The 26,788-nt window shown below is 32.3% G+C and carries 20 protein-coding genes; 12 read left to right on the forward strand and 8 right to left on the reverse strand.

Going from position 1 to position 26,788, the window contains the following annotated elements; genetic code table 11:
* Window positions 1-18 precede the first annotated feature (18 nt).
* Window positions 19-477, forward strand: a complete 459-nt coding sequence (locus tag EAG11_RS11380) for a sensor of ECF-type sigma factor (RefSeq protein ID WP_129539287.1) — start codon at window positions 19-21, stop codon at window positions 475-477.
* Between the two features lie 64 nt (window positions 478-541).
* Here the strand turns inward: EAG11_RS11380 and EAG11_RS11385 are convergent, their stop codons facing one another.
* Complete coding sequence (locus EAG11_RS11385) at window positions 542-1,597, reverse strand: oxidoreductase (RefSeq protein ID WP_129541088.1); 1,056 nt, start codon at window positions 1,595-1,597, stop codon at window positions 542-544.
* A 117-nt stretch (window positions 1,598-1,714) separates the two neighbouring features.
* On the opposite strand from EAG11_RS11385, the gene EAG11_RS11390 reads away from it, so the two are divergent.
* From EAG11_RS11390 to EAG11_RS11400, 3 genes are all read left to right on the forward strand, one after another.
* Complete coding sequence (locus tag EAG11_RS11390) at window positions 1,715-2,989, forward strand: hypothetical protein (RefSeq protein WP_129539288.1); 1,275 nt, start codon at window positions 1,715-1,717, stop codon at window positions 2,987-2,989.
* A gap of 136 nt (window positions 2,990-3,125) precedes the next feature.
* Window positions 3,126-5,084 (forward strand): KUP/HAK/KT family potassium transporter, encoded by a 1,959-nt coding sequence (locus EAG11_RS11395; protein ID WP_129539289.1) that lies wholly within the window; start codon window positions 3,126-3,128, stop codon window positions 5,082-5,084.
* A 141-nt stretch (window positions 5,085-5,225) separates the two neighbouring features.
* Window positions 5,226-6,467, forward strand: a complete 1,242-nt coding sequence (locus tag EAG11_RS11400; RefSeq protein WP_129539290.1) for an RsmB/NOP family class I SAM-dependent RNA methyltransferase — start codon at window positions 5,226-5,228, stop codon at window positions 6,465-6,467.
* Between the two features lie 54 nt (window positions 6,468-6,521).
* Here EAG11_RS11400 and EAG11_RS11405 read toward each other — a convergent pair whose 3' ends face one another.
* The 3 genes from EAG11_RS11405 to EAG11_RS11415 form a co-directional block, all read right to left on the reverse strand.
* Window positions 6,522-8,057 (reverse strand): YifB family Mg chelatase-like AAA ATPase, encoded by a 1,536-nt coding sequence (locus EAG11_RS11405; RefSeq protein ID WP_129539291.1) that lies wholly within the window; start codon window positions 8,055-8,057, stop codon window positions 6,522-6,524.
* Window positions 8,058-8,201: 144 nt separating this feature from the next.
* Window positions 8,202-8,663, reverse strand: a complete 462-nt coding sequence (locus tag EAG11_RS11410) for a GNAT family N-acetyltransferase (RefSeq protein WP_129539292.1) — start codon at window positions 8,661-8,663, stop codon at window positions 8,202-8,204.
* Window positions 8,664-8,824: 161 nt separating this feature from the next.
* On the reverse strand, window positions 8,825-9,667 hold the full coding sequence (locus EAG11_RS11415; RefSeq protein WP_129539293.1) for an AraC family transcriptional regulator: 843 nt from the start codon (window positions 9,665-9,667) through the stop codon (window positions 8,825-8,827).
* Between the two features lie 253 nt (window positions 9,668-9,920).
* On the opposite strand from EAG11_RS11415, the gene EAG11_RS11420 reads away from it, so the two are divergent.
* Window positions 9,921-10,940 carry an LLM class oxidoreductase gene (locus EAG11_RS11420; RefSeq protein WP_207209593.1) on the forward strand — a complete coding sequence of 340 codons (1,020 nt, stop codon included), beginning with the start codon at window positions 9,921-9,923 and terminating at the stop codon, window positions 10,938-10,940.
* Window positions 10,941-11,556: 616 nt separating this feature from the next.
* Here EAG11_RS11420 and EAG11_RS11425 read toward each other — a convergent pair.
* Window positions 11,557-12,102 carry a GNAT family N-acetyltransferase gene (locus EAG11_RS11425; protein WP_129539294.1) on the reverse strand — a complete coding sequence of 182 codons (546 nt, stop codon included), beginning with the start codon at window positions 12,100-12,102 and terminating at the stop codon, window positions 11,557-11,559.
* Between the two features lie 405 nt (window positions 12,103-12,507).
* Between EAG11_RS11425 and EAG11_RS11430 the strand changes: the two genes are divergently transcribed.
* The 3 genes from EAG11_RS11430 to EAG11_RS11440 all read left to right on the forward strand — a co-directional run bounded on the left by EAG11_RS11430 (window position 12,508) and on the right by EAG11_RS11440 (window position 14,884).
* Complete coding sequence (locus EAG11_RS11430; protein WP_129539295.1) at window positions 12,508-12,945, forward strand: hypothetical protein; 438 nt, start codon at window positions 12,508-12,510, stop codon at window positions 12,943-12,945.
* A 389-nt stretch (window positions 12,946-13,334) separates the two neighbouring features.
* Window positions 13,335-13,769, forward strand: a complete 435-nt coding sequence (locus EAG11_RS11435) for a GNAT family N-acetyltransferase (RefSeq protein ID WP_129539296.1) — start codon at window positions 13,335-13,337, stop codon at window positions 13,767-13,769.
* 41 nt (window positions 13,770-13,810) lie between these two features.
* On the forward strand, window positions 13,811-14,884 hold the full coding sequence (locus tag EAG11_RS11440; RefSeq protein WP_129539297.1) for an alanine/ornithine racemase family PLP-dependent enzyme: 1,074 nt from the start codon (window positions 13,811-13,813) through the stop codon (window positions 14,882-14,884).
* A gap of 56 nt (window positions 14,885-14,940) precedes the next feature.
* Here the strand turns inward: EAG11_RS11440 and EAG11_RS11445 are convergent, their stop codons facing one another.
* Complete coding sequence (locus tag EAG11_RS11445) at window positions 14,941-15,348, reverse strand: RidA family protein (protein ID WP_129539298.1); 408 nt, start codon at window positions 15,346-15,348, stop codon at window positions 14,941-14,943.
* A 354-nt stretch (window positions 15,349-15,702) separates the two neighbouring features.
* Between EAG11_RS11445 and EAG11_RS11450 the strand changes: the two genes are divergently transcribed.
* The 4 genes from EAG11_RS11450 (at window position 15,703) to EAG11_RS11465 (ending at window position 23,266) form a co-directional block, all read left to right on the forward strand.
* Window positions 15,703-17,118 carry a S41 family peptidase gene (locus EAG11_RS11450; RefSeq protein WP_164998699.1) on the forward strand — a complete coding sequence of 472 codons (1,416 nt, stop codon included), beginning with the start codon at window positions 15,703-15,705 and terminating at the stop codon, window positions 17,116-17,118.
* 160 nt (window positions 17,119-17,278) lie between these two features.
* Window positions 17,279-20,266, forward strand: a complete 2,988-nt coding sequence (locus EAG11_RS11455; RefSeq protein WP_129539300.1) for an amidohydrolase family protein — start codon at window positions 17,279-17,281, stop codon at window positions 20,264-20,266.
* Window positions 20,267-20,301: 35 nt separating this feature from the next.
* Complete coding sequence (locus tag EAG11_RS11460; RefSeq protein WP_129539301.1) at window positions 20,302-21,609, forward strand: amidohydrolase family protein; 1,308 nt, start codon at window positions 20,302-20,304, stop codon at window positions 21,607-21,609.
* Between the two features lie 340 nt (window positions 21,610-21,949).
* Window positions 21,950-23,266 carry an ammonium transporter gene (locus EAG11_RS11465; protein WP_129539302.1) on the forward strand — a complete coding sequence of 439 codons (1,317 nt, stop codon included), beginning with the start codon at window positions 21,950-21,952 and terminating at the stop codon, window positions 23,264-23,266.
* Window positions 23,267-23,356: 90 nt separating this feature from the next.
* On the opposite strand, the gene EAG11_RS11470 is transcribed toward EAG11_RS11465, so the two are convergent.
* Together EAG11_RS11470 and tilS are read right to left on the reverse strand one after the other, a co-directional pair.
* Window positions 23,357-25,447, reverse strand: coding sequence for a thioredoxin family protein (locus EAG11_RS11470; protein WP_129539303.1), 2,091 nt, complete (start codon window positions 25,445-25,447; stop codon window positions 23,357-23,359).
* Window positions 25,447-26,754: a tRNA lysidine(34) synthetase TilS gene (gene tilS, locus EAG11_RS11475; RefSeq protein WP_129539304.1), complete on the reverse strand. Its 1,308-nt coding sequence runs from the start codon at window positions 26,752-26,754 to the stop codon at window positions 25,447-25,449. Before tilS ends, EAG11_RS11470 begins: the two co-directional genes overlap by 1 nt.
* Window positions 26,755-26,788: the final 34 nt, after the last annotated feature.

Raw genomic sequence — 26,788 nt, forward strand, 5'->3', positions numbered from 1 at the left:
ACATTAAACATAATGCAGATGAAAATTAAAAACATACTTCCGATATTTATATTCTTAATCACTCTTCCTTTTTATGCTCAGAATGAGAAAATGGACGAAAAGAGAGAGAAAATAAAAGCATATAAAGTTTCTTTCCTCACAACCGAATTAGACTTGACTTCGGCTGAATCAGAAAAATTCTGGCCGATATACAACGCATATGATGACAAACAATATGAATTGAGGCATCAAAAAATGAAAGCATACACGAGAAAGTTAACTGAGGAGACCTTAAAAAACATGACTGAAAAAGAAGCTGCCACACTTCTTTCCCAAATCGAAAACACAGATGAAGAGTTATATCTCTTGCGCAAAAAATACACAACTAACTTGAAGAAAATTCTTCCTGCGAAAAAAATCATAATCCTTCGAAAATCAGAAGATGACTTTAATCGCAAACTATTACATCAATATCGAGATAAAGCAGGTAAAAACTAAATCCTACTTAAAAATAACAACAGCGGAGAACCCTTTATAATAATTACTTTATTATTTAGGGTTCTCATTTTTTAAAGTGGATTTGCACCATCTTATTATATCCCGCAGCAATTGCAGTATTTGAATTTATAAAACGTATTGTAAATAAACTAGGATCTGTAGACAATTGCTTCCAAGTATTCCCTCCATCTGCTGAGTAATACAAACCTAAAGCTCCAATTACAACAAGCCCTTTTCCCTTACTTTTCGGCACATACTGGACACAAGAAGCATAACCAAAACCAGTGTTCTGAGCAATTAAACTCCATGTTTTCCCACCATCTGTAGTAATTGCTTTATTATCAAAATTTTGCTCTGGAGTTTCATAATCACCGCCAGCAATAAAGCCATTTTTAGAATCATAAAAATCGGCTGTAAAAATCCCTGTCATTGTTTTTCCTTGTACAATAGGAGTCTCAGCAACTTTCCAGGTTCTTCCTTTATCACTTGAATAAAAAACTCGCGCTCTTTTTCCTCCAGAAACAAGCCAAGTATATTTTCCTTTTATAACAATATTAGTATTACTTGCTGCAAATGCACCTTCACCATTGGCCATAGTAGGCAACTGATCTGCCAATAACTTTGCCCATGTATTACCTCCGTCACGTGTTATTAATATTGAAAAACTATCTTCGGTAGGATCTCCCAGCGCAATCCCTTCTTTATCATTCCAAAATTGCATACTATCGTAAAACACTTTATCATTAACCTCCTTATAAACCAATTTAGTTATTTTGGTTTTCTTAGATACCTGATAAAGCAAAGCTGGATTTGCTACACTTAATACAAAAATATCTTTTGCAGTTTGCGCTATACTCCTAAACTCTAATTTTAAAGTATCTCTATAAATATACTCTACATATTTTTCTTTACCCTTTAAATCATAATATCCAAATCGTGAATTATCAGCTCCAAACCATACTTTATTTTTATCGATTGCTATTGCTCTAATACTTATTTTATCTTTAAATAACGTATCGATCACTACCGACTTAAACCCTTCATCAATTACTTTATAATCTACTGTCTGACAATGCATAACCAAACTATAAAAACTTAAAAAGAGAGCCAATTTCTTCATCATATTCTTAATATATTTTATGCTAAAATACAATTATTTATATAAAATCAAAACGCTAATTTTTTTTATGGCACAGTAATTGGATAATTCAAAACAACAATCACAATACGATACGTTATGAAAACTAAATTACTTTTAATAGGCCTACTTACTTTAGGGTTTGCTACAATGCAAGCTCAAGCTGGAGCTACTGTATATGCTAAAAATTCTGATATTAGTGATAATTTAGATTTAAGAGCTGTAGCCTCTATTTTTGGAGAATCTTCAAATCTTCAAGATTTTGAAAGAAGATTAAACGAGCCAAAATACCAAATATCAAACCTTGACTTAAACAATGATAATCAAGTAGATTATTTGCGTGTAATCGAAAAAGTTGAAAACAGAACTCACGTTGTCATCATTCAAGCTGTACTCGACCAAGATATTTATCAAGATATAGCAACAATTGATTTAGAGAGAGACTCTTTTAATAAAGTCCACATTCAGGTTGTTGGAAACGACTTTATTTATGGTCAAAATTATATCTACGAGCCTGTATATACAGTTACCCCTGTAATTTACACATCGTTTTGGGTAACCAATTACCGTCCTTATTATTCAAGCTGGAGATGGAATTACTATCCAACTTATTATACTGCATGGAGACCTTACCCAATTTACAGATACAGAAGCAATATTAATATTTGTATTAACGTAAACAACCATTACAACTATGTAAACCATAGAAGAAGTAGTGCAGCAGTTGTAATATACAATTCAAATCGTTCTTATGGATATGAAAGACGTAATCCTAACAACGGATTTAGTCAACGTAACAATAATGTAAACAATAGATATGAACTGGATCAAAGACGTGTTGCCAGCAGAGAAACAAACAGAAGAAACAATACTTACTCTAATACTAACAGAGTAACTGATAGAACGGCATCAACTAATAGAGATTACTCTCAAAACAGAACAAATACTTCTAGAGAAAACAATGCTACTTCTAGACCAACTACTCCTGATTATTCTCAAAATAGATCAAACTCAACGGGGACGTCTGTAGATAGAACAAATACCTCTTCTAGAGATTATAATAGAGGGAATGCTACTCAAAGAACTGAAACGACTAGAGACTATACTCAAAACAGACCAAGTTCTACTGTAGCAACAACACCGCAAAGAACGGAGACTACTAGAGATTACAGTCAAAACAGAGGAAATTCTTCTAGAGATTATTCGTCTCAGAGAACAGAAAGTTCAAGAGGTAACTCTGAAAACAGAACTAGCTCAGCTAGACAATCAAGCCCACAAGGCTCTAATGATCAAAGATCAAATTCGGCTTCCAGAGGCAATTCAAATTCAAGAGAAAGCAGCTCTTCTGAAAGAGGTGGCAACCGAAGAGGCTAATTTTATTACACTTAGCTGATTAAAATAAAAACACGATTTAACCATCGTGTTTTTTTTATCTTTATTACTCATAATTTGATGTTAATTTGTTTTAAAACAGTAAATTTGACGCGACTTTTATAAAATTAAAAATTAAATGAGCGCATCACACAAGAACTTACATAGTAAGTTAACTTTCGGAGGTTTATTAATCACTTTAGGAATTATATATGGTGATATAGGAACCTCTCCTTTATATGTAATGAAAGCCATACTTGGCAAACATGTAATCGATGCTGACATTGTTTTAGGTGGTATTTCTTGTGTTTTTTGGACATTAACCCTTCAAACAACAATAAAATACGTACTCATCACATTAAGCGCTGATAATCACGGTGAAGGCGGAATTTTTGCTTTATACGCTTTGGTTAAAAAAACAAAGATTAAATGGTTGATTGTTCCCGCCATTATTGGGGGAAGTGCCTTGCTAGCCGATGGTATTATTACACCACCAATTTCTGTTTCTTCAGCAATAGAAGGTATTAAAACGTATTACCCTAGTATTAATACTGTTCCTATCGTTATAGCAATCTTATTTGTTTTATTTACGATACAGCAATTCGGAACTAAGTTAGTGGGTAAATTTTTTGCTCCAATGATGCTGATTTGGTTTACCATGCTAGGTGTTTTGGGAGTAATACAAATTGTACATCATCCTGAAGTATTTAAAGCAATAAATCCTTATTATGCTTATCACTTACTTTCTATACATCCTGATGGTTTCTTCGTATTAGGTTTTGTATTTTTATGTACAACTGGAGCTGAGGCTTTATACTCTGATATGGGTCACTGTGGAAGAAAAAACATTCGTATAAGCTGGATATTTGTTAAATCGGCATTGGTATTAAACTATTTTGGACAAGCAGCATTTCTTATTCATCATGAAGGCCAAACTTTACAAGGTTTAGGCGGAAATGGAAATCCATTTTATTTAATCATGGCTGATTGGTTTCAACCTATCGGAATTGTTATAGCAACTCTTGCTGCAGTAATTGCTTCTCAAGCGCTTATTAGTGGTTCATTTACATTAATAAATGAAGCTATGCGATTGAACTTCTGGCCTAAAGTAAAAATAAAATATCCTACAGAAGTTAAGGGACAATTATATATTCCTTCTATCAACTGGTTATTATTCTTTGGTTGCGTTGGAATCGTATTGCATTTTGAAGAATCAGGAAAAATGGAACATGCGTATGGCTTAGCAATTGTTTTATGTATGATCATGACTACTATTTTACTTAATTTTTACTTGATTATGAAACGAGTAAAATTATACTTTATGGTTCCTTTAATTACAATATACCTAGCTATCGAGATTAGTTTCTTAATTGCCAATGTAACTAAGTTTGCAGAAGGTGGATACGTAACATTAATTATTGCTTCAGCACTTATTCTTATCATGACGATTTGGTTCTTGGCTAAGAAAATCAATAAAAATTACACTAAGGTTATCAAAATTGAAGACTATAAAAAAGTACTAATGGAATTAAGCGAAGACTTAACTATTCCTAAATATGCTACACATTTAGTTTATATGACTAATGCTAGTCGTGTAGATGAATTGGAAGAAAAAGTTATTTATTCTATTTTACAAAAGCGTCCAAAAAGAGCTGATATCTATTGGTTTGTTCACGTAAATATTTTAACAGAACCATACAAAACACAATATAAGGTCACTGAAATTGCAAAAGACGATATCTATAGAGTTGATTTTAATTTAGGATTTAGAGAACCTACCAAAATCAACCTTATGTTTAGAGAAGTTATTCGTGATATGGTGAAAAAAGGGGAAGTTGATATTACAAGCCGATATGAATCATTGAATAAAAATAATATCATTGGAGATTTCAAATTTGTATTATCTGAGAAATTCTTATCTAACGACAATGATCTAAGATGGCATGAAAATATTATCATGAACTCGTATTTCTTTATCAAAAAGTTAAGTCTTTCTGAAGAACGCGCTTTTGGCTTAGACAGCAGTTCTGTGAAAATTGAAAAATTCCCAATGGTCCTTCATGCTCCAGAAAACATAGGTTTAACAAGGGTTCATTAAGCCTTGCTAAATAGTTACAAAACACTCTTTTAATTCTTAAAAGAGTGTTTTTTTTTGGTTCAAAAATATAAAATGAACATTCAAAATTAAAAATTTAACTTTCAACCAATTAATAGTACCTTTGCAGCTCAATTATTTAAAATGAGATTACATAGAAATTTAGTTTATACGACCATCGATTCTTTAAATGCTATATTCAATGAAGGCGAATATGCAGATAAAGTGGTTGCAAGAGCATTAAAAAAAGACAAGCGTTGGGGAAGTTCTGACAGGAAATTTGTCGCAGAAACGATATACGAAATAGTTCGTTGGAAAAGATTATACAGTGAGATTGCTGAAGTTAAAGAACCTTTTGACAGAGACAACCTTTGGAGAATATTTTCGGTATGGGCTGTGTTAAGAGGATATCCAATTCCTGATTGGCGCCAACTGGAAGGTGTTCCTGAAAGAAAAATAAAAGGTCGTTTTGACGAACTTTCTAAAATTAGAGCTATTAAAGAATCTATCCCTGATTGGATGGATGAATTAGGAGTTAAAGAATTAGGCGAGAAACTTTGGGCTACAGAAATTGCTGCTCAAAACCAACCTGCTAAAGTTATACTTAGAGTAAATACTCTAAAAACTACTAAAGAGAAATTAAGAGCTATCTTAATGGACTTAAATATTGAAACTGAATTTTTAAAAGAGCAACCAGATGCTTTAGTTCTTAAAGAAAGAGCCAATGTATTCTTAACTGATGCTTTTAAACAAGGTTTCTTTGAGGTTCAGGATGCTAACTCACAACGTGTAGCCGCTTTTCTAGATGTAAAACCAGGAATGCGCGTTGTTGACACATGTGCTGGTGCTGGTGGAAAAACTTTGCATATTGCTTCTTTGATGGAAAACAAAGGGCAGTTAATTGCTATGGATTTATACGAAAGTAAATTGAAGCAATTAAAGCTTAGAGCAAAACGTAATGGTGCTTTTAATATCGAATACCGTATTATTGACTCTACGAAGGTCATTAAGAAATTACATGAAAAAGCGGATAGAGTTTTAATCGATGCTCCATGTAGTGGTTTAGGTGTTTTAAAAAGAAACCCTGATGCTAAATGGAAATTGAAGCCTGAATTTATCGATAACATTCGTAAAGTTCAAGCTGAAGTTTTAGAAAGTTACTCTAAGATTGTAAAACCAGGTGGTAAATTAGTTTATGCTACGTGTTCTATTTTACCTTCTGAAAATCAAGAACAGGTAGAGAAATTCTTAAAAACAGAAATTGGTAAACAGTTTACTTTTGTAAAAGATCACAAAATATTGGCTTCTGAGTCTGGTTTTGATGGTTTTTACATGGCTTTATTAGAGCGTAAAGAGGTTAAAGAACCTAAAGAAGTAGTTGCATAATTACTCCTTTTACTCAATATATTTAAAAGAGCAACTCTAACAAGTTGCTCTTTTTTATCCCAACCAACCATCTCGGTCTAAACTTCTATACTGAATTGCTTCGGCGATATGAGAAGAAATAATATTGGGAGCCGCTTCTAAGTCGGCGATAGTTCTGGCTACTTTCAAAATTCTGTCATAGGCTCTGGCCGAAAGATTAAGTCGTTCCATTGCTGTTTTTAATAATAATTTTGATTGTTCATCGAGTGCACAAAACTCCCTGATTTGCTTCGTGTTCATTTGAGCGTTGTAATTTATATTCTCGAATGTTTCAAATCTTTTAGCTTGAATTTCGCGCCCAGCCGTAACACGTTCTCGAATATGCACACTACTTTCGGCTTTATTATCATCCGCTAATTTTTCAAAAGGAACTGGTGTAACTTCTATATGAATATCAATTCGGTCTAATAATGGTCCAGAAATCTTGCTTAGATACCGTTGCATCTCGTGTGGAGAAGATTTTTGTGGTGCATCGGGGTCATTAAAAAATCCACTTGGACTTGGATTCATACTTGCTACTAGCATAAAAGAGGACGGATAGGTAACGGTAAACTTTGCTCTCGAGATTGTTACTTCACGATCTTCTAGAGGTTGTCGCATTACTTCGAGAACTTCTCTTTTAAACTCCGGTAATTCATCTAAGAATAAAACTCCATTATGCGCCATCGAAATTTCTCCTGGTTGCGGATAACTCCCTCCTCCTACTAATGCAACATTCGAAATAGTGTGATGCGGTGAACGAAAAGGCCTTTGATTCATTAAGCCTACTTCTTTTAGTTTTCCTGCAACACTATGAATTTTAGTCGTTTCTAATGCTTCTTTTAATGTCATTGGTGGCAAAATACTTGGTAATCGTTTGGCTAGCATTGTTTTTCCTGCTCCAGGAGGTCCAACCAAAATTATATTATGTCCACCAGCTGCAGCAATTTCCATACAGCGTTTGATGCTTTCCTGTCCTCTTACATCCGAGAAATCGAATTCGGGAAAATCTAACGTTTTATAAAACTCTGCCCTTGTATCTATAACTGTAGTTTCCAGAGTTCCTTTTCCTTCTAAAAAGTCTATTACTTCCTGTACATTCTCGACTCCATACACATCTAAACCAGCTACAATTGCAGCTTCTTTTACATTTTGCTTTGGCAGAAAAAATCCCTTATACCCTTCTTCTTTAGCTTTTATAGCAATTGGCAAAGCGCCTCGAATGGGCTGTAAGCTTCCATCAAGCGAAAGTTCTCCCATAATGACATACTCATCTAGTTCGGGTGCTTTTATTTGATCTGAAGCCACTAAAATGCCAATTGCCAAAGTTAGATCATAAGCGGAACCTTCTTTTCGCAAATCGGCTGGCGCCATATTTATAGTTATTTTTTTGCCAGGCATTTTGTACCCGTTATTTTTTAGCGCTGCTGCAATTCTGAAACAGCTTTCTTTGATTGCACTATCTGGTAAACCTACTAAATGATACCCAATACCCGGATCCATATTTACCTCAACAGTAATAGTTGTGGCTTCTACTCCAAAAACTGCACTTCCGTATACTTTAACTAACATAGATCCTTTTATTTATAAAAGTAAAAGTATTTAAATTTAAATTAAAAACGTACTTATTTGTAAATTAAATATTACAAATAAGTACGTTTTAAAACTTACAATCTTTTTAGCGACCAAAGTGACTCTTAAATCCAGCTTAAATAGTTATACTTCCTTTCTCATCTGAATGTAATGATTTATAAAACCTAATTTTTCATATGCTTTTATTGCAGATTCATTTGTTTGATATACTTCTAAGCGAAGTTCAGTGATTTCTTTTGAAGTAGTCCATTCAGTAAGTTTTTCAATTATTTTATGTACGATACCTCTGCCACGGAATTTAGGATCAACATACATAAATCCTAAGTAACCATATTGTGCGTATTTAAAATAGGGTTTTGCATCGTCTATCCTTGCATAACCTGAACCAATAACTTCACCATCTAATTCTGCAACAAGTAGTTCAATATCTGGTGAACTCATCATTTTATCAATATCATAATACTTGACACCTGACTTGTTTAATGTTGGATCAAATGACCTTTCAGCATTAATTAATTCTTGTTCAAAAGAGAGAAGCTTATCCATATCATTATGACTAGCACTGCGTATAGTTATAGTATTCATTATCAAATATCTTTTCAATTAATTAAAAGAACAACTAAACAATATATTAAAACATTCTGACAAACACAATCTCAAAACAAACATTACCAATTTTAGCACGATACCGACTTTACGCTATTCTGAGATATATCATGAAATCAAAAAATATAAATCCATCTTAATTATTTCATTTTTCCTTTTTTTCTAAAAAGGGATGGATTCATAGTTTTAGACTTTTTGAAAAATTTACTTAAATGTGTTTCGTCTGAAAATCCCAATTCAAAAGCAATCTCGCCAATACGCATATCACTATGTAATAATCTTTTTTCAATTAATTGCATTCGATAATTTGTGATATACTGCTGAAGTGTTTCATCTGTATGCTTTTTGAAATAACGACTTAAGTAAGTTTCTGAAAAATTAAATTTTTCACTAATCAGGGTTATTCTTAATTGATCGGGGTTATAGATATTAGTTTGAATGTATTGCAATATTTTTGTGATTTTATTATCTGTAGTTTCTTTGATTCCTTTTGGTAGGTCTACAACCATATTTCGAGCAACAAGAACAATTAGTGTGTTCATTAATTGTTGAATTAAATCTTTACCATAAATAGTATCATTCGCAATCTCATTCATCATTATTCCAGTAATGGTATTAACTACTTCCCTATCCGATTCGTTATTAAGCACACAACCTGTTTTTAATTCCGCATTATTGAGAATGAATTCAAGCCTTTGTATATTGTCTAAACCTATTTTTTTATCGTGAATATAAAAGTTATTGAATTTTATTAATAAGAATTCTGTAGTCGTATCCACATCAAAAGAGTGTTTGTTATTTGGTGTAAGCAAAAACATATCTCCCGCTGAGTATGATGTTACATGAGTATCAACCCATTGCCTTCCATTTCCAGAAACCACATAAACCATTTGAAAATAATTGAATACAACATCTCTCAAAGGACATTCGTCAACTTTTTCAATAAGAATTTCATAAGGGGCATGAATATTTTTCTTTTTCATGTCATAAATATACCTAATTAATGCAGATATGTACGGATATCTACCTGTTTTTAATGTATAATTTTGTCTTTTTATAAATAAAGACACTGCAAGTAAATTATTTTGTGATTGATTAACTGACCAAAAACATAAATCAGTTTTAGTAAACCATTTGCTCACAAAAGACTAATAAAGATAAAGCAATTACTTCGCCTATTTTCCTACTAGCTTATGTCTAAATATTATACCATTAAAAACAAAAATTATCTACATTATGAAAGAAGAATTAAATAGAGATTTTAGTAATCACATTGGATACAGTCGCATGTTTGCTGAAAATAAATTGACTATTGGTATTTTCCTTCCCCTGCGATTTTATGAAGGAAATATGAATGCATTAGAAGGGCAATCTGATTTAGTTTCCCTAATAGATCAACATAATTTTGCAGCTGTATGGACTCGTGACGTTCCTTTATTTGATCCTAGTTTTGGTGATGCAGGCCAAGTTTTTGACACCTTTAGCTATTTGGCTTATCTTGCTGCTAAAACGAAACAAATCACATTAGCAACAGGAAGTTTGGTTTTTCCTTTAAGACATCCTGTCGACTTAGCAAAAGCCGCTACAACAATTGATCAATTATCAGGAGGGCGTTTAGTACTTGGCGTTGCATCTGGTGATCGACCTGTAGAATACCCTGCTTATGGTATTGATATTAATATCAGTGGCGAACGTTTTAGAGAAACTGTTTCTATGTTTCGCTCTCTAATATCATCCAAACAAAATCAGGCTATACAATCTACTCTTGGACTAATCAAACAAAATTCTCAATTACTACCTAAACCTGTAAACGATATGATTCCATTATTGGTTACCGGATCTAGCAAACAATCGATGGATTGGATTGGAGAACATGCCGATGGTTGGTTAAGTTACCCTACGCCAACAGCTACGACAGAGGGAGTGATGCAGTTGAAATCAAAGATTGAAAACTGGCGTTCCAAAATAATTCCTCGTGGAGTATTTCGCCCTCATGTAACAAATGAATGGATTGATTTAGTAGATGACCCTGATTTTCCTCGCACACCGCTTCGAGGCGGTTTTATACTTAAAACAGGAAGAAAAGGACTAATCCAGCTTCTAGAAGAATGGCAATCAATAGGAGTTAATCATGCAGCTCTAGGAATACAATTTACCAAACGTCCAGCTTTAGAAACTATACAAGAACTAGCAGAAGAAGTCTTACCATTATTCCCAACTCACAAAGGCACAAAATCAGTACCTCTTCAATATTAATCTAAGTTTCAATTGGTATTTCACTCAAAAAATGCGTTATTAAATAATAAAATATAATAATAGTTTTTACTATTCAAACAAGAACAAAGGGTGTCAAAATTGATACCCTTTCTCTTTTGAAATATTACATTCAAAAAAAAATATTGACTATTTTAAACAGTAATCCTAAGTCTTTAAATCTATTTTAGATTACTCCATTTTACATTATATTTGACAGCCACACTGATTGTATTTCAACTTCAATCAATCAATTTTATAATACCTTAACCAATAACTATTCAAGCTTTTTTCCTTGTAATAGCTACACTAATATTTTAATTTTAATTCATCTAAAATGAAAATGCCCATCGATATAATTTACATAGAGTTAATAGTTGTAGCAACTGTTGAATTAAACCTTCGGTAGCACTCACTGTTATTTTGTACATAACGAATATACTTAAAATTCAAATATTATGGTAACAGAAAAAGAGGATGCAAAATCCTCTTGAAATCCTAACAATAACTTATCGATAATCCCATAATTGCGGAATCTCAACGGTTCCGTTCAACACAGGTTTCATTGTTAGTGCTTCGCACGCAACGAAACCTTTACTGTTACGCGACGTTTTTTACATTATTTTCTTTCATCAGTGGACAGAATTGCATATCCATAATTATCTGACCAACCAGATTTTAGAGGTAATAATTTTCGTGTATGTGCTTCTCTAAGCATACCAACTTTTTCTAGAACACTGATTGAACCAATATTTTCAATTGCACAACCAGCTTCAATTCTATGCAGTTTCAAGTTTTCAAATCCAAAATCTATTATTTTTCTTAAACTTTCTGTTGCGTATCCTTTATTCCAAAATTTATAATCATATTGAAACCAAACTTCTGCATTTTTATAATGTTCTCTCCCTAAATTCATTCCAATCAAACCGATAAATTCATTTCCATCGATTAATTCAACTGAAAACGTAAATCGTTTAGAGCTTTCTTTATCATTTTCGAGAATCCAATTTTCAACAGTAATTTTTGTTTCGTTACTATTTTTTGGCATTCCCGATGTATTAAATCTTGCAGTTTCTTCTAATGATTGCAACTTATAAACATCTTCAATATTTAATATAGAAATTGGTTTTATCTTTAATCTTTCAGTTTTTAAATGTATGTTCATATTTTTTTAATTATTATTATCACACGATTTTTAGTAAAATGTCGCATAACTAGCATATATGCGAAACAAGACTTCGTGTATACATCTGCCAGTTAGGTAGATTGGCAAAGGTTTGTTTGGTCTTATTTTTTTTAAAAATAATTAAAAAATACAAATAAGCAAAAGCTTTCGTAATTGATACCCTTTCTCTTTTGAAATATTACATCCCTAAAAAAATATTGACTATTTTAAACAGTAATCCTAAGTCTTTAAATCTATTTGAGATTACTCCATTTAACATTATATTTAACAGTCACACTGATTGTATTTCAACTTCAATCAATTTTATAATACCTTAACCGATAACTATTCAAGCCTTTTTCCTTGTAATAGCTACACTACGATTTTAATTTTAATTCATCTAAAATGGAAAAGCCCATCGATATAATTTACATAGAGCTAATAGTTGTAGCAAATCAAACAGAATCTGATATTTGGCTGAGTGGAAGTCTTGAAATTACTATTAATGAAAAAAAACCATATGGTGAAAGTGATATCATAGATCCTGATGCATTATTAGAAAGTTTAGAATCAGATGGTGAATATTTTATTTTTTCATGTTGCTGTGGTCTTCCCAAATGTAGTGGTTGGATACATCCCATTAAAGTTATTCATTTGGAAAATCAAATAAAATGGATAAATCCTAATGACAACAAAATTTGGCTTTTCGATAAAAATAAGATTGAAGAACAAATAAAAACAATAAACGAAGAAGTGAAAATATTCAAAAAATATTTTAATGAAAAAGAAATTGAATACGTTGGATACGGATTTAACCTACAAGTTGAACCTACAGTTTCGTAAAAAAAATATCTTTTTTTAAAACCTGAATTTCTCTCTACTTTTTTAAAACAAAAACAATTGGCACTTAGTACTATTACTCATAAAAGTACTTCACAACTTCCTTTGTCAAAATCTTTTTCCTCTCTAATAAACCAGTAAAATCAGCCTGTTATTCATTTGTCTAAAACAAAATAAGCTGATTTTGAAGGCTATTTTACAGTTATTTTTCCTTAAATTGCGAAATATCTATCACATTTTTAGTCAAAAATTATATTTGCCATTTATCAAATATAATTTTACCTATCTGGAATCTGACTAAAAAAACCATATCAATTTGCAATTCATATTGCATCTTTTGCCTTTGAAAAAATTTCAAAACGGGGCTCAAATAATCGAAAAAGAATAACAAAATGGAATTCAAGATAATTACTCCTGAACAAGGAGAGGATAAAATATTTACTGGTGAAATAATTGCTCAATTTCTTCATACACACCTAGAACAATATGGAGATACTCTTGAAGATATACTTAAGGCTATTGCATATGCAATGAACCCTGCTAAAGGAGGAACAATTGTACTTGGTCTGGAAGAAAATAAAATCGTGGGGGCCTGCGTCTTAAACAATACAGGAATGAAAGACTATATTCCTGAGAACATACTTGTATATATTGCAGTTGATAAATCCCAAAGAGGAAAAGGTTATGGAAAAAAATTAATGCGAAAAGTAATTGCTACCGCCGAAGGAAATATCGCATTACACGTAGAACCCGATAATCCAGCTAAAATTTTATACGAAAAACTAGGTTTTACAAACAAATACCTTGAAATGCGTTTGAATAAATAAACCTGAATTATTAATTCAAATAAAAAAAGAAAAAGAACGCAATGGCATTCATCAAATTATACCGTAAAAAATTAGAGGAGAATTATACTTTTCTCAACAACATTTTCATTTCAAAAAATATTAAATGGGGCGTTGTATCTAAGCTTTTATGTGGAAACAAAATATACCTGAAAGAAATAATTGCTTTAGGAGTTACCGAAATTCATGATTCGAGAGTTAGCAACCTGAGAAAAATTAAAGCATTAGATCCAAACATTCAAACTGTTTACATAAAACCTCCTGCAAAACGAAGTATTGCAAGCATTGTAAAATATGCTGATGTTAGTTTTAACACCGAAATTTATACTATACAACTGCTTTCACGTGAGGCCGAAAAACAAAATAAAATCCACAAAATCATTATTATGATAGAGATGGGCGATTTACGCGAAGGTGTAATGGGCGAAGATTTAATTGAATTTTATGGTCAGGTCTTAAGTCTTCCGAATATTGAAATTCGTGGTATTGGTACCAACCTAAATTGCTTGAGCGGCGTTATGCCTACCCAAGATAAATTAATTCAATTAAGTTTATACAAACAACTTATCGAAGCTAAATTTAATATTAGCATTCCGTGGGTTTCAGGCGGAACTTCGGTTGCATTGCCTTTAATTATAAAGAATGCGAGACCAATGGAAGTAAATCATTTTAGAATTGGTGAAGCATTGTTCTTCGGAAAAGATTTGTTTACTGGAGAAACTATTGAAGGCATGCACAATGATGTATTTAAACTCTATACGGAGATTATCGAAATAACCGAAAAACCAGACATTCCCACTGGTGAATTAGGAGAAAATGTAGCGGGAAATACTTTTTCTATGAATGATACCGAGGATTTTGGAGGAACATCTTTGCGGGCAATTCTAGATATTGGTTTACTCGATATGCAACCACAATACTTAGAATCTGATGATGCCGAAATTAGCATTGTCGATGCGAGTTCGGATATGTTGGTAATTGATATCTCTAAATCTAAAAAAGAATATAACGTAGGCGACTTAATATCATTTAACATAAAATATATGGGAGCATTATACCTTTTGAACTCCGATTATATTGAGAAAACAATTGAGTAGTTTATAAAAAACGAGATGACATTCATCTCGTTTTTTATTTTAATAAGAGTATTGAATTATTTTGCTGCCCAGATTTCAATTTCTAATTTAATCTCTGGCAATCCCAATGCCGAAATATATCCAACAGTCATTGACGGATATACTTCTCCAAAAAAAGCATTCCACACAGCATAAAAAGCATCCCAATCTATTTCTTGAGTTGCCCAGATATTTACTTTAATTACGTCATCTGCAACTAATTCCTGACTATCCAGCACCGCTTTTATATTCTGAAAAGTATTAGCGACTTGTTCGTTAAAGTTCTCAGGTAAATCTCCTTCTTTGCTTGTACCTATTTGTCCAGAAAAAGTATAAATATCTGCATTACCAGATATCTTCGTAACATGAGAATAATTGCCAACTGGTGCCGATAAGGTACTTGGATTTGATCTTGTTACCGCTTTTATTTTATTGTTTATGTTCATTTTTATTTCTAATAATTATTAATTTTTTGACAACTTTTATTCCGCAAATAATTCCGAGCTAAACAAATTTAAAAGATGCAATTATAAATTTCCTTTCTCTTTTGAAATATTTAACTTGTTACATTACAAGATAAAACAATACTTCCCGCTGATTCATCATTCATAAAAAAAGCCATTTTCATTATTACAACTTCAATTCTGTAAAAAAAACAGAGTAACTTATTACTTATAAATGGTTTACAATAAAATTATATATTAGCATGTATAAATTCTTCGTCTTTTATTATCTCGAGACTGATGGATTTCAATCATCAAAGCAGAAATAAAAAACGTTATCAACCAAACCTAGTAATTATGAATAAACCACTTAAATCTTCAAAAAATAAGTTTATTTTTTTTCTAATCCTATCCTTTGCTATTACAGTAAGTGTAAGCGGTCAACAGAAAACAATAACGGAGAAATTCAAAAAAGAAACCGTTTTAAAAATAGATTCTTTATTACAAGAAAATTACATATTTCCTGATAAAGCCAAATTAATTGGGAACCATTTAAAAAACGCCTATAAAGAAGGGAAATTCAAGAAATATGATTTATTAGATTCTTTCGCTGTAGCATTAACAAAAGAAGTTCGATTTATTAATAATGACAAGCATCTTGGAATCTGGCCTAAATTTATCCCTCCTGTTGATGAGAAAAAAGAGGTAGATAAAGATTCTTATGAAATTTATCTGCATAATTATACCGACAATCGCAAACGCGCAAATGGTTTTAGAGAAGTCAAACTGATTGATAGTAATGTCGGATATATTAAATATAATAATTTCATACACGAGACAGACCAAACAATTGATTCATACATGCACTTGCTAGAAAATGCCGATGCAATTATTATTGATTTAAGATCCAATGGCGGTGGGAGCCCAAAAACTGTTCAATATTTTTGCAGTTATTTTTTCAAAGATCCTATATTACTAAACACTTTATATTTTAGGAAAGATAATTATACCGAGGAATTTTGGGTAAAAAAGGTAAATGGCAAGAAGATGATTGATGTTCCCTTGTTTATTATTACTAGTCCAAAAACTTTTTCAGGAGCTGAAGAGTTTAGCTACAATATGCAAACCCAGAAAAGAGCAACAATAATTGGTGAAACAACTGGTGGCGGAGCTAATCCTGGGGAGGTTTTCGATATTAACAATCGGTTAGAAATGTTTGCTCCTAACGGAACAGGAATAAACCCATTAACCAAGACAAACTGGGAAGGTGTCGGTGTAATTCCAGAATATAAAACAACTCCCGATATGGCTTATGATAAAGCTGTAGAGTTGGCTCAAAAAACTGCTTTTGACTATAGAAATAGAAAGGCTGCTGAATCAAAAAAACTTTATCTAGAACTACAGGCAACAATTAATCAACAAACAAAACCTATTAACGAAACTGATTTGGCTAAAATGGATCAGCAAATTTTTAATGCTGTAAAAAATTTAGCAGAGTCAGATTTATACAAAGAGGATGATATCGTTGCCTTGACTTTTCAATATACAAAAACAAAGCCTTTTATTGCCGAATCTATCTTAAAGAGCAATTCAGAGTTGCATCCCAACTCGCCAATTGCTTTTTTAAAATATGGTGATATGCTCGAACAAAACGGAAAGAAGAATAACGCCATAGCAGCTTTAAAAAAAGCCGTAGACATCGCTACAGAAATTAAGGCTCCTTATCTTGATGGATTAAAAAATCGCTATGAAAGTGTCTTAAAAGGAAAATAGTATCAACCAATAATAGTAATATTTATACCCATTTAAAACAAAAAAAAGGTCAATTACACCCTTTCTTCAACTTGTTCAAATAAATAAAATAAATTTTAAGCATTAAAGTTGCTTAAGTATTAATATTTGCTATTTTTATGAAAAAATAACCTATATCTTTATGAAAAAAGCCTTATTACTACTCTTTTTGAGTACTTTTTCAACAAAAATACACGCCCAAGATTATTTTCCAAATAATGAAAGTATTCACAGTAAAAACAATAATTATACGGTTTTTACTAATGCAACTATTTATGTAACTCCAACACAAAAAATAGAAAAAGGTACTTTACTTATACAAGATGGAAAAGTAATTGGTGCAGGAAACAATATCGCTATTCCCAAAAACAGCGTCACGATTAATCTGGAGGGAAAAACAATTTACCCTTCTTTTATCGATATTTATACTTCTTTTGGAGTAGAAAAACCAAAAGGTTATTCTGGAGGACGCAACCCGTTATACGATACTAAAAGAGCTGGATATTACTGGAATGAAAGTATTCGTTCTGAAGTAAATGCATACGAAAGCTTTAAATATGACCAACCTAAAGCTGAAGAATTATTAAAAGCTGGTTTTGGAGTAGTTGGAACTCATATCCCTGACGGAGTTGCTCGTGGAACTGGTGTTTTAGTAGCACTAAATAATACCGAAAATAGCACTCGAATACTATCTAATAAAGCAACAAACCATTTTGGCTTTACCAGAAGCGCAACGACTAATCAAGCCTATCCAAGTTCTTTAATGGGGATGATGGCATTGCTTCGTCAAATGTATTTGGATCTAGACTGGTATAAAAAAGGAAATTCACCTACCAAGGATTTATCATTAGAAGCCTTGGCCAGTAACGAAAAATTGACACAAATATTTACTACAGAAGACAAGTTAAACAGCTTAAGAGCTGCCAAAATAGCTAAAGAATTTGGATTAAATTATATCTTAAAAGGATCAGGAAACGAGTTTGAAAGAATTGAAGAAATCAAGAAAACAAATTCACAATTTATTATTCCGATAAACTTCCCAGAAGCATATGATGTTTCAAATCCATATCAATCTAATCAAATAGAATTAGCCGACATGCGTTTTTGGAATCAAGCACCAACGAACCTAAAGGTTCTTTCAGACAATGGAATTGTTTTTGCCTTGACAACTGACAAATTAAAGAAAACAGAAGATTTTAGAACCAATTTAATAAAAGCTATTAAATACGGTTTTGATAAAACAAAAGCATTAGAAGCCTTAACAACTGTACCTGCTACTATATTAGGAAAAAGCAACGAAATAGGAAGCTTAAAAAATGGCAGTTATGCAAACTTCGTAATTACTTCAGGGGAGATATTTGATGAGAAAACCATTTTATATGAAAACTGGGTTCAAGGAAGTAAATATGTTATAAATGATGCTAATGCAAAAGATATTCGTGGTAATTACGATTTAACTTTCGACTCAACTACTTACAAATGGAAAATTGATGGCACAGCTACTGCTCAAAAATCGGAGATAACAACTGTCGATGCTAAAAAAATAACTAGTACATTTTCTACTGCAAACAATTGGATTACTCTATTAATAAGATCTAAAGATTCAACTAAAGCAGATTATAGTCGATTAACTGGACTTGTAGAAAACTCTCAAAAACTTTCTGGAAAAGCAGTTTTACCTAATGGCAATGAAGTACAATGGACAGCCATAAAAACGGCTCCTTTTGTAACAGAGAAAGATTCTGCTAAAACAGAAAAACTAAATCCAATTATGCCAGTTACTTACCCAAACATAGCTTTTGGTAATTCAAAAAAATTAACTGCACAAACTATATTATTTAAAAACGCTACTGTTTGGACTAATGAAAAAGAAGGAATCCTTGAAGAAACTGATGTTTTAATCAAAAACGGAAAGATAGCTGCTATAGGTAAAAACTTATCTGACGGATCAGCAACAGTTGTTGACGCTAAAGGCAAGCATATAACGAGTGGTATTATTGATGAACACTCACATATTGCTATATCAAATGGTGTAAATGAAATGGGACACAACTCAACAGCAGAAGTAACTATTGAAGATGTTGTAAATTCAGAAGATATCAATATTTATAGAGATTTAGCTGGTGGTGTTACAATTTCACAATTACTACATGGATCTGCCAATCCAATTGGTGGTCGTTCAGCAATTGTAAAATGGAAATGGGGACAACCAGCAGAAGAAATGCTATACAAAAACCAACCTAAGTTCATCAAATTTGCACTGGGTGAAAACGTAAAACAATCTAATTGGGGAATCACAAATCCTACACGTTTTCCTCAAACAAGAATGGGAGTTGAACAAGTTTTTACTGATTATTTCCAACGTGCAAAAGAATATGATGCCTCTTGGAAAAAATACAATTCTGGTTCTAAAAAAGGAAAAGCGCCTAGAGTAGATCTAGAATTACAAACCATTGCCGAAATCATAAACAAAGAGCGTTTCATTACTTGTCACTCTTACATAGAATCGGAGATTTTAATGTTAATGAATGTTACTGAAAAATTTAACTTTAAAGTAAACACTTTTACCCATATTCTTGAAGGATATAAAGTAGCCGATAAAATGAAAGAACACGGAGTCGGAGCTTCAACTTTTTCTGATTGGTGGGCGTATAAATTTGAAGTAAATGATGCTATTCCATTTAATGGACCAATTATGCACAATGAAGGAATTGTAGTGGCCTACAACTCTGATGATGCCGAAATGTCGAGAAGATTAAATCAGGAAGCAGCCAAAGCAGTAAAATATGGCAATATATCTGAAGAAGAAGCTTGGAAATTTGTCACCCTGAATCCTGCAAAATTATTACATATTGATGATAAAGTAGGTAGTTTAAAAATAGGAAAAGATGCAGATGTTGTCTTATGGAGTACAAATCCGTTATCTATTTATGCTAAAGCTGAAAAAACAATTATTGAAGGTGTTGTATATTATGATATTCAAAAAGAAACGGAGCAAGAACTAGCTATTACAAAAGAAAGAAGCGAGTTAATAGGTCAATTGCTTCAAGAAAAAAATAAAGGAGCGGTAACACAACAACCGAAAAAGAAAGAAAAAAAAGAATATCACTGTGATACTTTAGAACAATAAAAACAAAAGATTCACAAATAGAAAAATAGATAACTATGATAAGTAAAAAGACATATATTTTACTATTGGCATTTTGCATGCCAATAACTATAATAGCACAACAAATACCTGCTCCAAAACAAACAAAATCGGTTTTAATACTAAATGCCACTGCACATTTAGGCAACGGAACTGTAATAGAGAATAGTGCTATCGGGTTTAAAGATGGGAAAATAACATTAGTAGCAGATTCTAAAACAATCAGACTTGCTGCTAATGCATACGATACTACAATCGACGCTAGTGGAAAACACGTTTATCCAGGATTTATTGCTCCAAATTCTACCTTAGGACTTGTAGAAATCGATGCTGTAAAATCATCTAATGACGATGAAGAAATTGGAAGTATTAATCCTAATGTGAGAAGTATTATTGCCTATAATTCTGAGTCTAAAGTAATAGAAACTGTCCGTCCCAACGGAATTTTAATAGCTCAAGTTACACCTCGTGGAGGAAGGATTTCTGGAACCTCATCTATAGTACAATTAGATGCATGGAGCTGGCAAGATGCTATACTAAAAGAAAATGACGGGATTCATCTTAATTTCCCTCCTAGCTTTAAAAAAAGTGGTTCTTGGTTTGAGCCAGGCCCTATTGAAGCCAACAAAGATTATGTACCCCAAATTGAAGAAATCAATGCTTTTTTAATTAATTCTAAAGCCTATTTCGGGGACGCTCCAAAAGAAAGAAACTTGATTTTTGAATCAACGAAAGGGCTTTTTGATGGAACTCAAACCTTGTTCATTCATGCCAATGAAGAAAAACAAATCATCGATGCTATAAAATTAACTCAAGATAATGGAATCAAAAAAGTAGTTATCGTAGGTGGTTTTGAAGCCTATAAATCTGCTGATTTATTACAAAAAAATAATATTGGTGTGCTATTAAAACGCGTTCATGATATGCCACAAAGTGATGATCAAGACATTAACTTACCTTATAAAATGGCTAAAATATTAACTGATAAAGGTATTTTAGTTGGCTTAGAAAATAGCGGTGACAATGAGCGTATGAATACTCGAAACTTAGCATTTTTGGCTGGTACATGTGCAGCTTATGGTTTAGATAAAGAACAGGCATTACAATTAATAACATCTAATACCGCTAAACTATTAAGTATAGATGAACTTTGCGGAACTCTAGAAACTGGAAAAGATGCTACTTTATTTATATCAGAAGGTGATGCACTCGATATGAGAACCAACAAACTTACTAATGCTTTTATACAAGGAAGAATGATTAGTCTGGAAACACATCAAACTAAATTATACAAAAAATACAAAGAAAAATACAATCAGAAATAAACGCTATTAATAATAGTTTGAACTATTTACAGCTGAGCCAAAAGACCTAAATGAGTAATTCATTTAGGTCTTTTTTTTTAAAATACTTATACTCTACATTTAATTAATAACTAATCACGTCATGAAAAAACGTGCATTTTTAATTAAATCATAAACTACAAACACTGAATAAACAAAACCTATCATTTGCGAAATTTAATTTTTACGTAGTTTTTAACCACTACCTGCAAAATTAAGGGGGTGTAAATGAAAATTTAATAAAAATAAAACAGTTGACGCTATTTTTCATAGGGGTATTAAATCATTTTATACTTTTATCAAAATTTAAAACTAACCAACTATGCGAAAAATTATTTTAACTGTGATTCTTATCACGATTTTGGTACTAACCTTTCTCTCTAATTTTATCTTGTCTGACAACCCTATTCCTGCTGAAGCTGTAAAGTTTGATACTGGAGATACTGCTTGGATGATTGTTGCAACTGCATTTGTATTGCTAATGACTCCAGGATTAGGTTTCTTTTACGGAGGAATGGTAGGCAAGAAAAACGTAATTAGTACCATGCTTCAAAGTTTTATGGCAATGGTAATTGTAACCATTTTATGGGTAGTTATTGCATTTGGATTGGCATTTGGTCCATCAATAAAAGGTATTATAGGTAACCCAACTTCAAATTTGTTTTTTCAAGGCGTAGGCACTAATACCGCGTGGGGTCTTGCTCCTACTATCCCTTTTATGTTATTTGCATTATTTCAGGCAAAATTCGCCATTATAACCCCAGCTTTAATAACAGGAGCATTTGCAGAACGTGTTCGTTTTTGGGCCTATCTATTATTCATGGTGTTATTTATATTAGTCATTTACTCTCCTTTGGCACATATGACTTGGCACCCAGAAGGTATTTTCTTTAAAATGGGCGTACTTGATTTTGCTGGAGGAACAGTTGTACACATGAGTGCAGGTTGGGCAGCATTAGCAGGAGCCATATTTTTAGGAAAAAGAAAAGTTCAAAAAGTAAATCCTGCCCGTATAACCTATGTATTACTAGGAACAGCATTATTATGGTTCGGATGGTTCGGATTTAATGCTGGTTCAGCTTTAGGAGCTAATGGTTTAGCCGTTCAAGCCTTAGGAACAACAACAGTTGCAGCTGCTGCCGCTGCAATGGCTTGGGTGTTTCTTGATAAAATTTTAGGACATAAATTGTCTGCACTCGGAGCTTGTATTGGAGCAGTTGTAGGTCTTGTAGCGATCACTCCTGCTGCAGGTTTTGTAAGCATTCCTCACGCAATCTTTATTGGATCATTTGCCGCTATTGTGAGCAATCTTGTTGTTGGCCAATTTCCTAAAGGAAAAATCGATGATGCACTAGATGTCTTTGCTTGTCATGGTGTAGGCGGTATGGTAGGAATGGTATTAACTGGAGTTTTTGCTTCTAAAGCGATTAATCCAGCCGTTGGAGACAATCAAGGGCTTATTTTTGGAACCTCAACATTATTCACAAATCAACTAATAGCAATGGTGATCGTATCTGTTTTTGCCTTTGTAGGATCTTATATTCTTTTCATTATTGTAAACAAAATTACACCTCTAAGAGTAACTGAAGAAAAGGAAGAATTAGGATTAGATATCTCTCAACATGGAGAATTCTTGTAGAAAAACATTCTTAATCTAACATAAATAAAAAAGCACTCTAAGTATAAATTAGAGTGCTTTTTCTTTGAATTAACTTCACCTTCTATTTAATTATTTAAAATTTGAAATACCTTCTTTTAACCATTTCAAATATTCATCTGCTCCAACATAACTAATTGTAGGTTTCGTTTTGTTTAGATTATTACCTTCTAAATCGGTCATAATATACAATGGCTGTGTGTTCGTTTTATATTTAGAAATCATAAAATCAGTCCATTTATCACCTACTGTAATAATTTTATCTCCAGATTCAGTTACGTATTGCTTATCTGCAGGCAACTCTCTTTTATCATCAACATATAAAGAAATAAGAACAATATCATTTTTTAGTATCGGGAGAATTCTTTCATCCGACCAAACATTATTTTCCATCTTTCTACAGTTCACACAAGCATAACCTGTAAAATCTAGCATAATAGGCTTATTAATAGATTTAGCAAAAGCTACTCCATCTTCATAGTCATGAAAAACCATAATTCCGTGTGGGCCTAATTCTGCACCATCAGGTAACCCTTTATCTGAACCAAAATTCGAATTATTTGATCCTCCAACTCCAAATGGGCTTTCGCTATATTGTGGTGGTGGTGGGAAAGCGCTAATTAATTTTAGCGGTGCTCCCCAAAGTCCTGGAATTAAATACACGGTAAATACAAGTGTAAGTAAACCTAAATACAAACGTCCAACAGAAATATGCTGTAAAGGACTATCGTGTGGTAATGTAATCTTACCGAATAGATATAATGTTAACGCTGCGAAAATTGCAATCCAAATTGCTATAAAAACTTCTCTTTCTAGTAAGTGCAATTGTAAAACTAAATCAGCATTTGATAAAAATTTGAATGCCAAAGCCAATTCAAGGAATCCTAGAACAACTTTTACTGTATTTAACCAACCACCTGATTTTGGTAATGAATTTAACCAACCTGGGAACATTGCAAATAACATAAATGGTAATGCTAATGCTAATGAGAAACCAAACATTCCAACGATTGGTCCAATAATACCATTTGTAGCTGCCTCAAACAAAAGTGTACCTACAATTGGTCCAGTGCATGAAAACGATACAATAGCCAAAGCCAAAGCCATAAATAAAATACCGATAACACCACCTCTATCAGCTTGTTTATCAACCTTGTTTGCCCATGAATTAGGCAACATAATTTCGAAAGCTCCTAAAAATGACGAAGCAAAAATAATTAATATAACAAAGAAGATTAAATTAAACCAAACATCTGTAGAAAGGGCATTCAAAGCATCAGCACCAAAAATCCATGATACTAAGAAACCAAGTAAAACGTAAATTACTATAATTGAGATACCATAAATAATTGCATTTCTTATTCCTGTAGCCTTAGTTTTACTTTGTTTTGTAAAAAAGCTAACCGTCATAGGAATCATAGGAAACACACATGGAGTAAGCAATGCTGCAAAACCAGATAAAAATGCAATAAAGAAAATAGACCATAAACTTCTTTGTGGAGCCGACTCAGGCATTTCCTGATTATCTACCGTTACATCTGCATCATCTTTCGCTGTATCTTCAATTACAGTACCTGCAGTAGTTTTTGTAGTATCAACTATTACTCCATCTTTTGGAGTTTCTTCCGCTTTTATTTCATCAATTTTAACAACTGGCGCTGTTGCATCCATCTTAAATGAAGCTGGAATAGCAATAGAGAATTTCTTATTTAAATTGATACAAACCTCTTTACAAATCTGAAAGTCGAATTCGACTTCGATTGTTTTTATATCAGGATTTATAATTGTTATTTCTTGTTCTATATGCGCTTTCCCTTCAAAGAAAGTTTCATTAACACCAAATATATCATTAAATGCTGTTCTAGTTTTTCCTTCTTTGGCTTTGCCAACCAAGTTATAATTCCCTTTTTGATTTTTAAAAGATATTTCTAATGGTAGTGGCCCACCATCTGGAGTAAATTGAGAATATATGTGCCAATCTTTCTCAATAACTCCATCAAAAATTAATACAAAATTATTACCTGATTTTTTCTCGATTTTAGAAGTCCATTTTACTGGTTCTAATATTTGTGCATTCCCTTTTGCAAAAGCAAAAAAGAAAAGCAATAAAAATACGATCGAGTTATTCCAAAATTGTTTTGATAGTAGATAGGTTGATTTCATTATTGTAATTCTATTTTTAATATCTTGTTTGTAGTATTTTCTATTTTAAAACGTTCATCTTGTCTGATTCCTACAACCCAAACAATTTGATTTTCTGAACACAGTATCCATGTATTTTCTTTTTCAACCAAGGATAATTTTTCATCTTTAAAAAGCTTACTTACTTTTTTAGATTTCCCATTCATTCCAAATGGATAAAAAACATCTCCTTCTTTCCATTTACGTAAAAGCAAAGGGAACTGGATTTTTTCAGAATCAACAAATATAGCTTTATTTGAGTCTATAGTTATGTGACCTACGTTACAGAGTTTTAATTTTAAGGGTAAATTAACTTCTTTGTCATTGCTGTCTATATAAAACTCTTCTTCCTTTATTTCAGGAATTGGACTCAAAATTAATGTTGTTCTATCTTTTATCAATCGAAACTCTGGCGAAAAAACCTGCTTACCCGACTGACTTTCAACCAACTCATAAATATCATCCCAAGCCGAAAATTCATATTCCTTAAGCCATTGGTATAAATACGATTTATAATTTGTTAATCGCTTTAATTGAGTTAAATCAAAATGGATTTCATCATTAATTTCTTTCGCAACTTGTTGATACACCATAATCGAGGCATCTTCTACCATAATTTGTGCTTCTTGCAAATATTCTTGCGTCTTTTGGAAAGCCATCAAAAAATTAGGATTTATCTCCTTTAAAATCGGAACTAAATCATGACGGATTTTATTTCGCAAATATTTATTTGACGCATTACTGCTATCCTCGCGCCATTCAATATTATTATCCTCAGCATATTGTTTTATCTCTTCTCTTGAAAATGGTAAAAGAGGACGAATAAGCGAATCGTTTTGCTCCGGAATTCCAAGCAGTCCTTCTAATCCTGTTCCTCGGCTTAAATTAATTATAAATGTTTCGAGGTTATCATCGGCATGATGTGCTGTTAAAATATAATCATACCCGTTGCTTTCTAAAAGTTCATAAAACCAATTGTATCGCAATTCCCTCGCTGCAACTTGAGTTGAAAGTTTGTAATCTTTAGCGAAAGCTTCTGTATCAAACTGGGTAACAAAAAATGGGCATTTTAAAGTAGTTGCTGCTGAACTAACAAAATCCTGATCTCCAAAACTCTCTATTCCTCTTAATTGAAAATTACAATGTGCTATCGCAAAATCATAATCTAATTGAGTAAATAAATGAACCATAACCATACTATCCAAACCGCCACTTGTAGCTAGGAGTAATTTCTTTTTTTCTAAAAAAGGAAATGTTTGAGCAACATGATTTTTAAATTTCTGAAGCATATCTTAATTTAGGTCTTTTATTGGAATTTATTTT

This window comes from Flavobacterium sp. 140616W15, assembly GCF_003668995.1.
Classification (GTDB): Bacteria; Bacteroidota; Bacteroidia; order Flavobacteriales; family Flavobacteriaceae; genus Flavobacterium.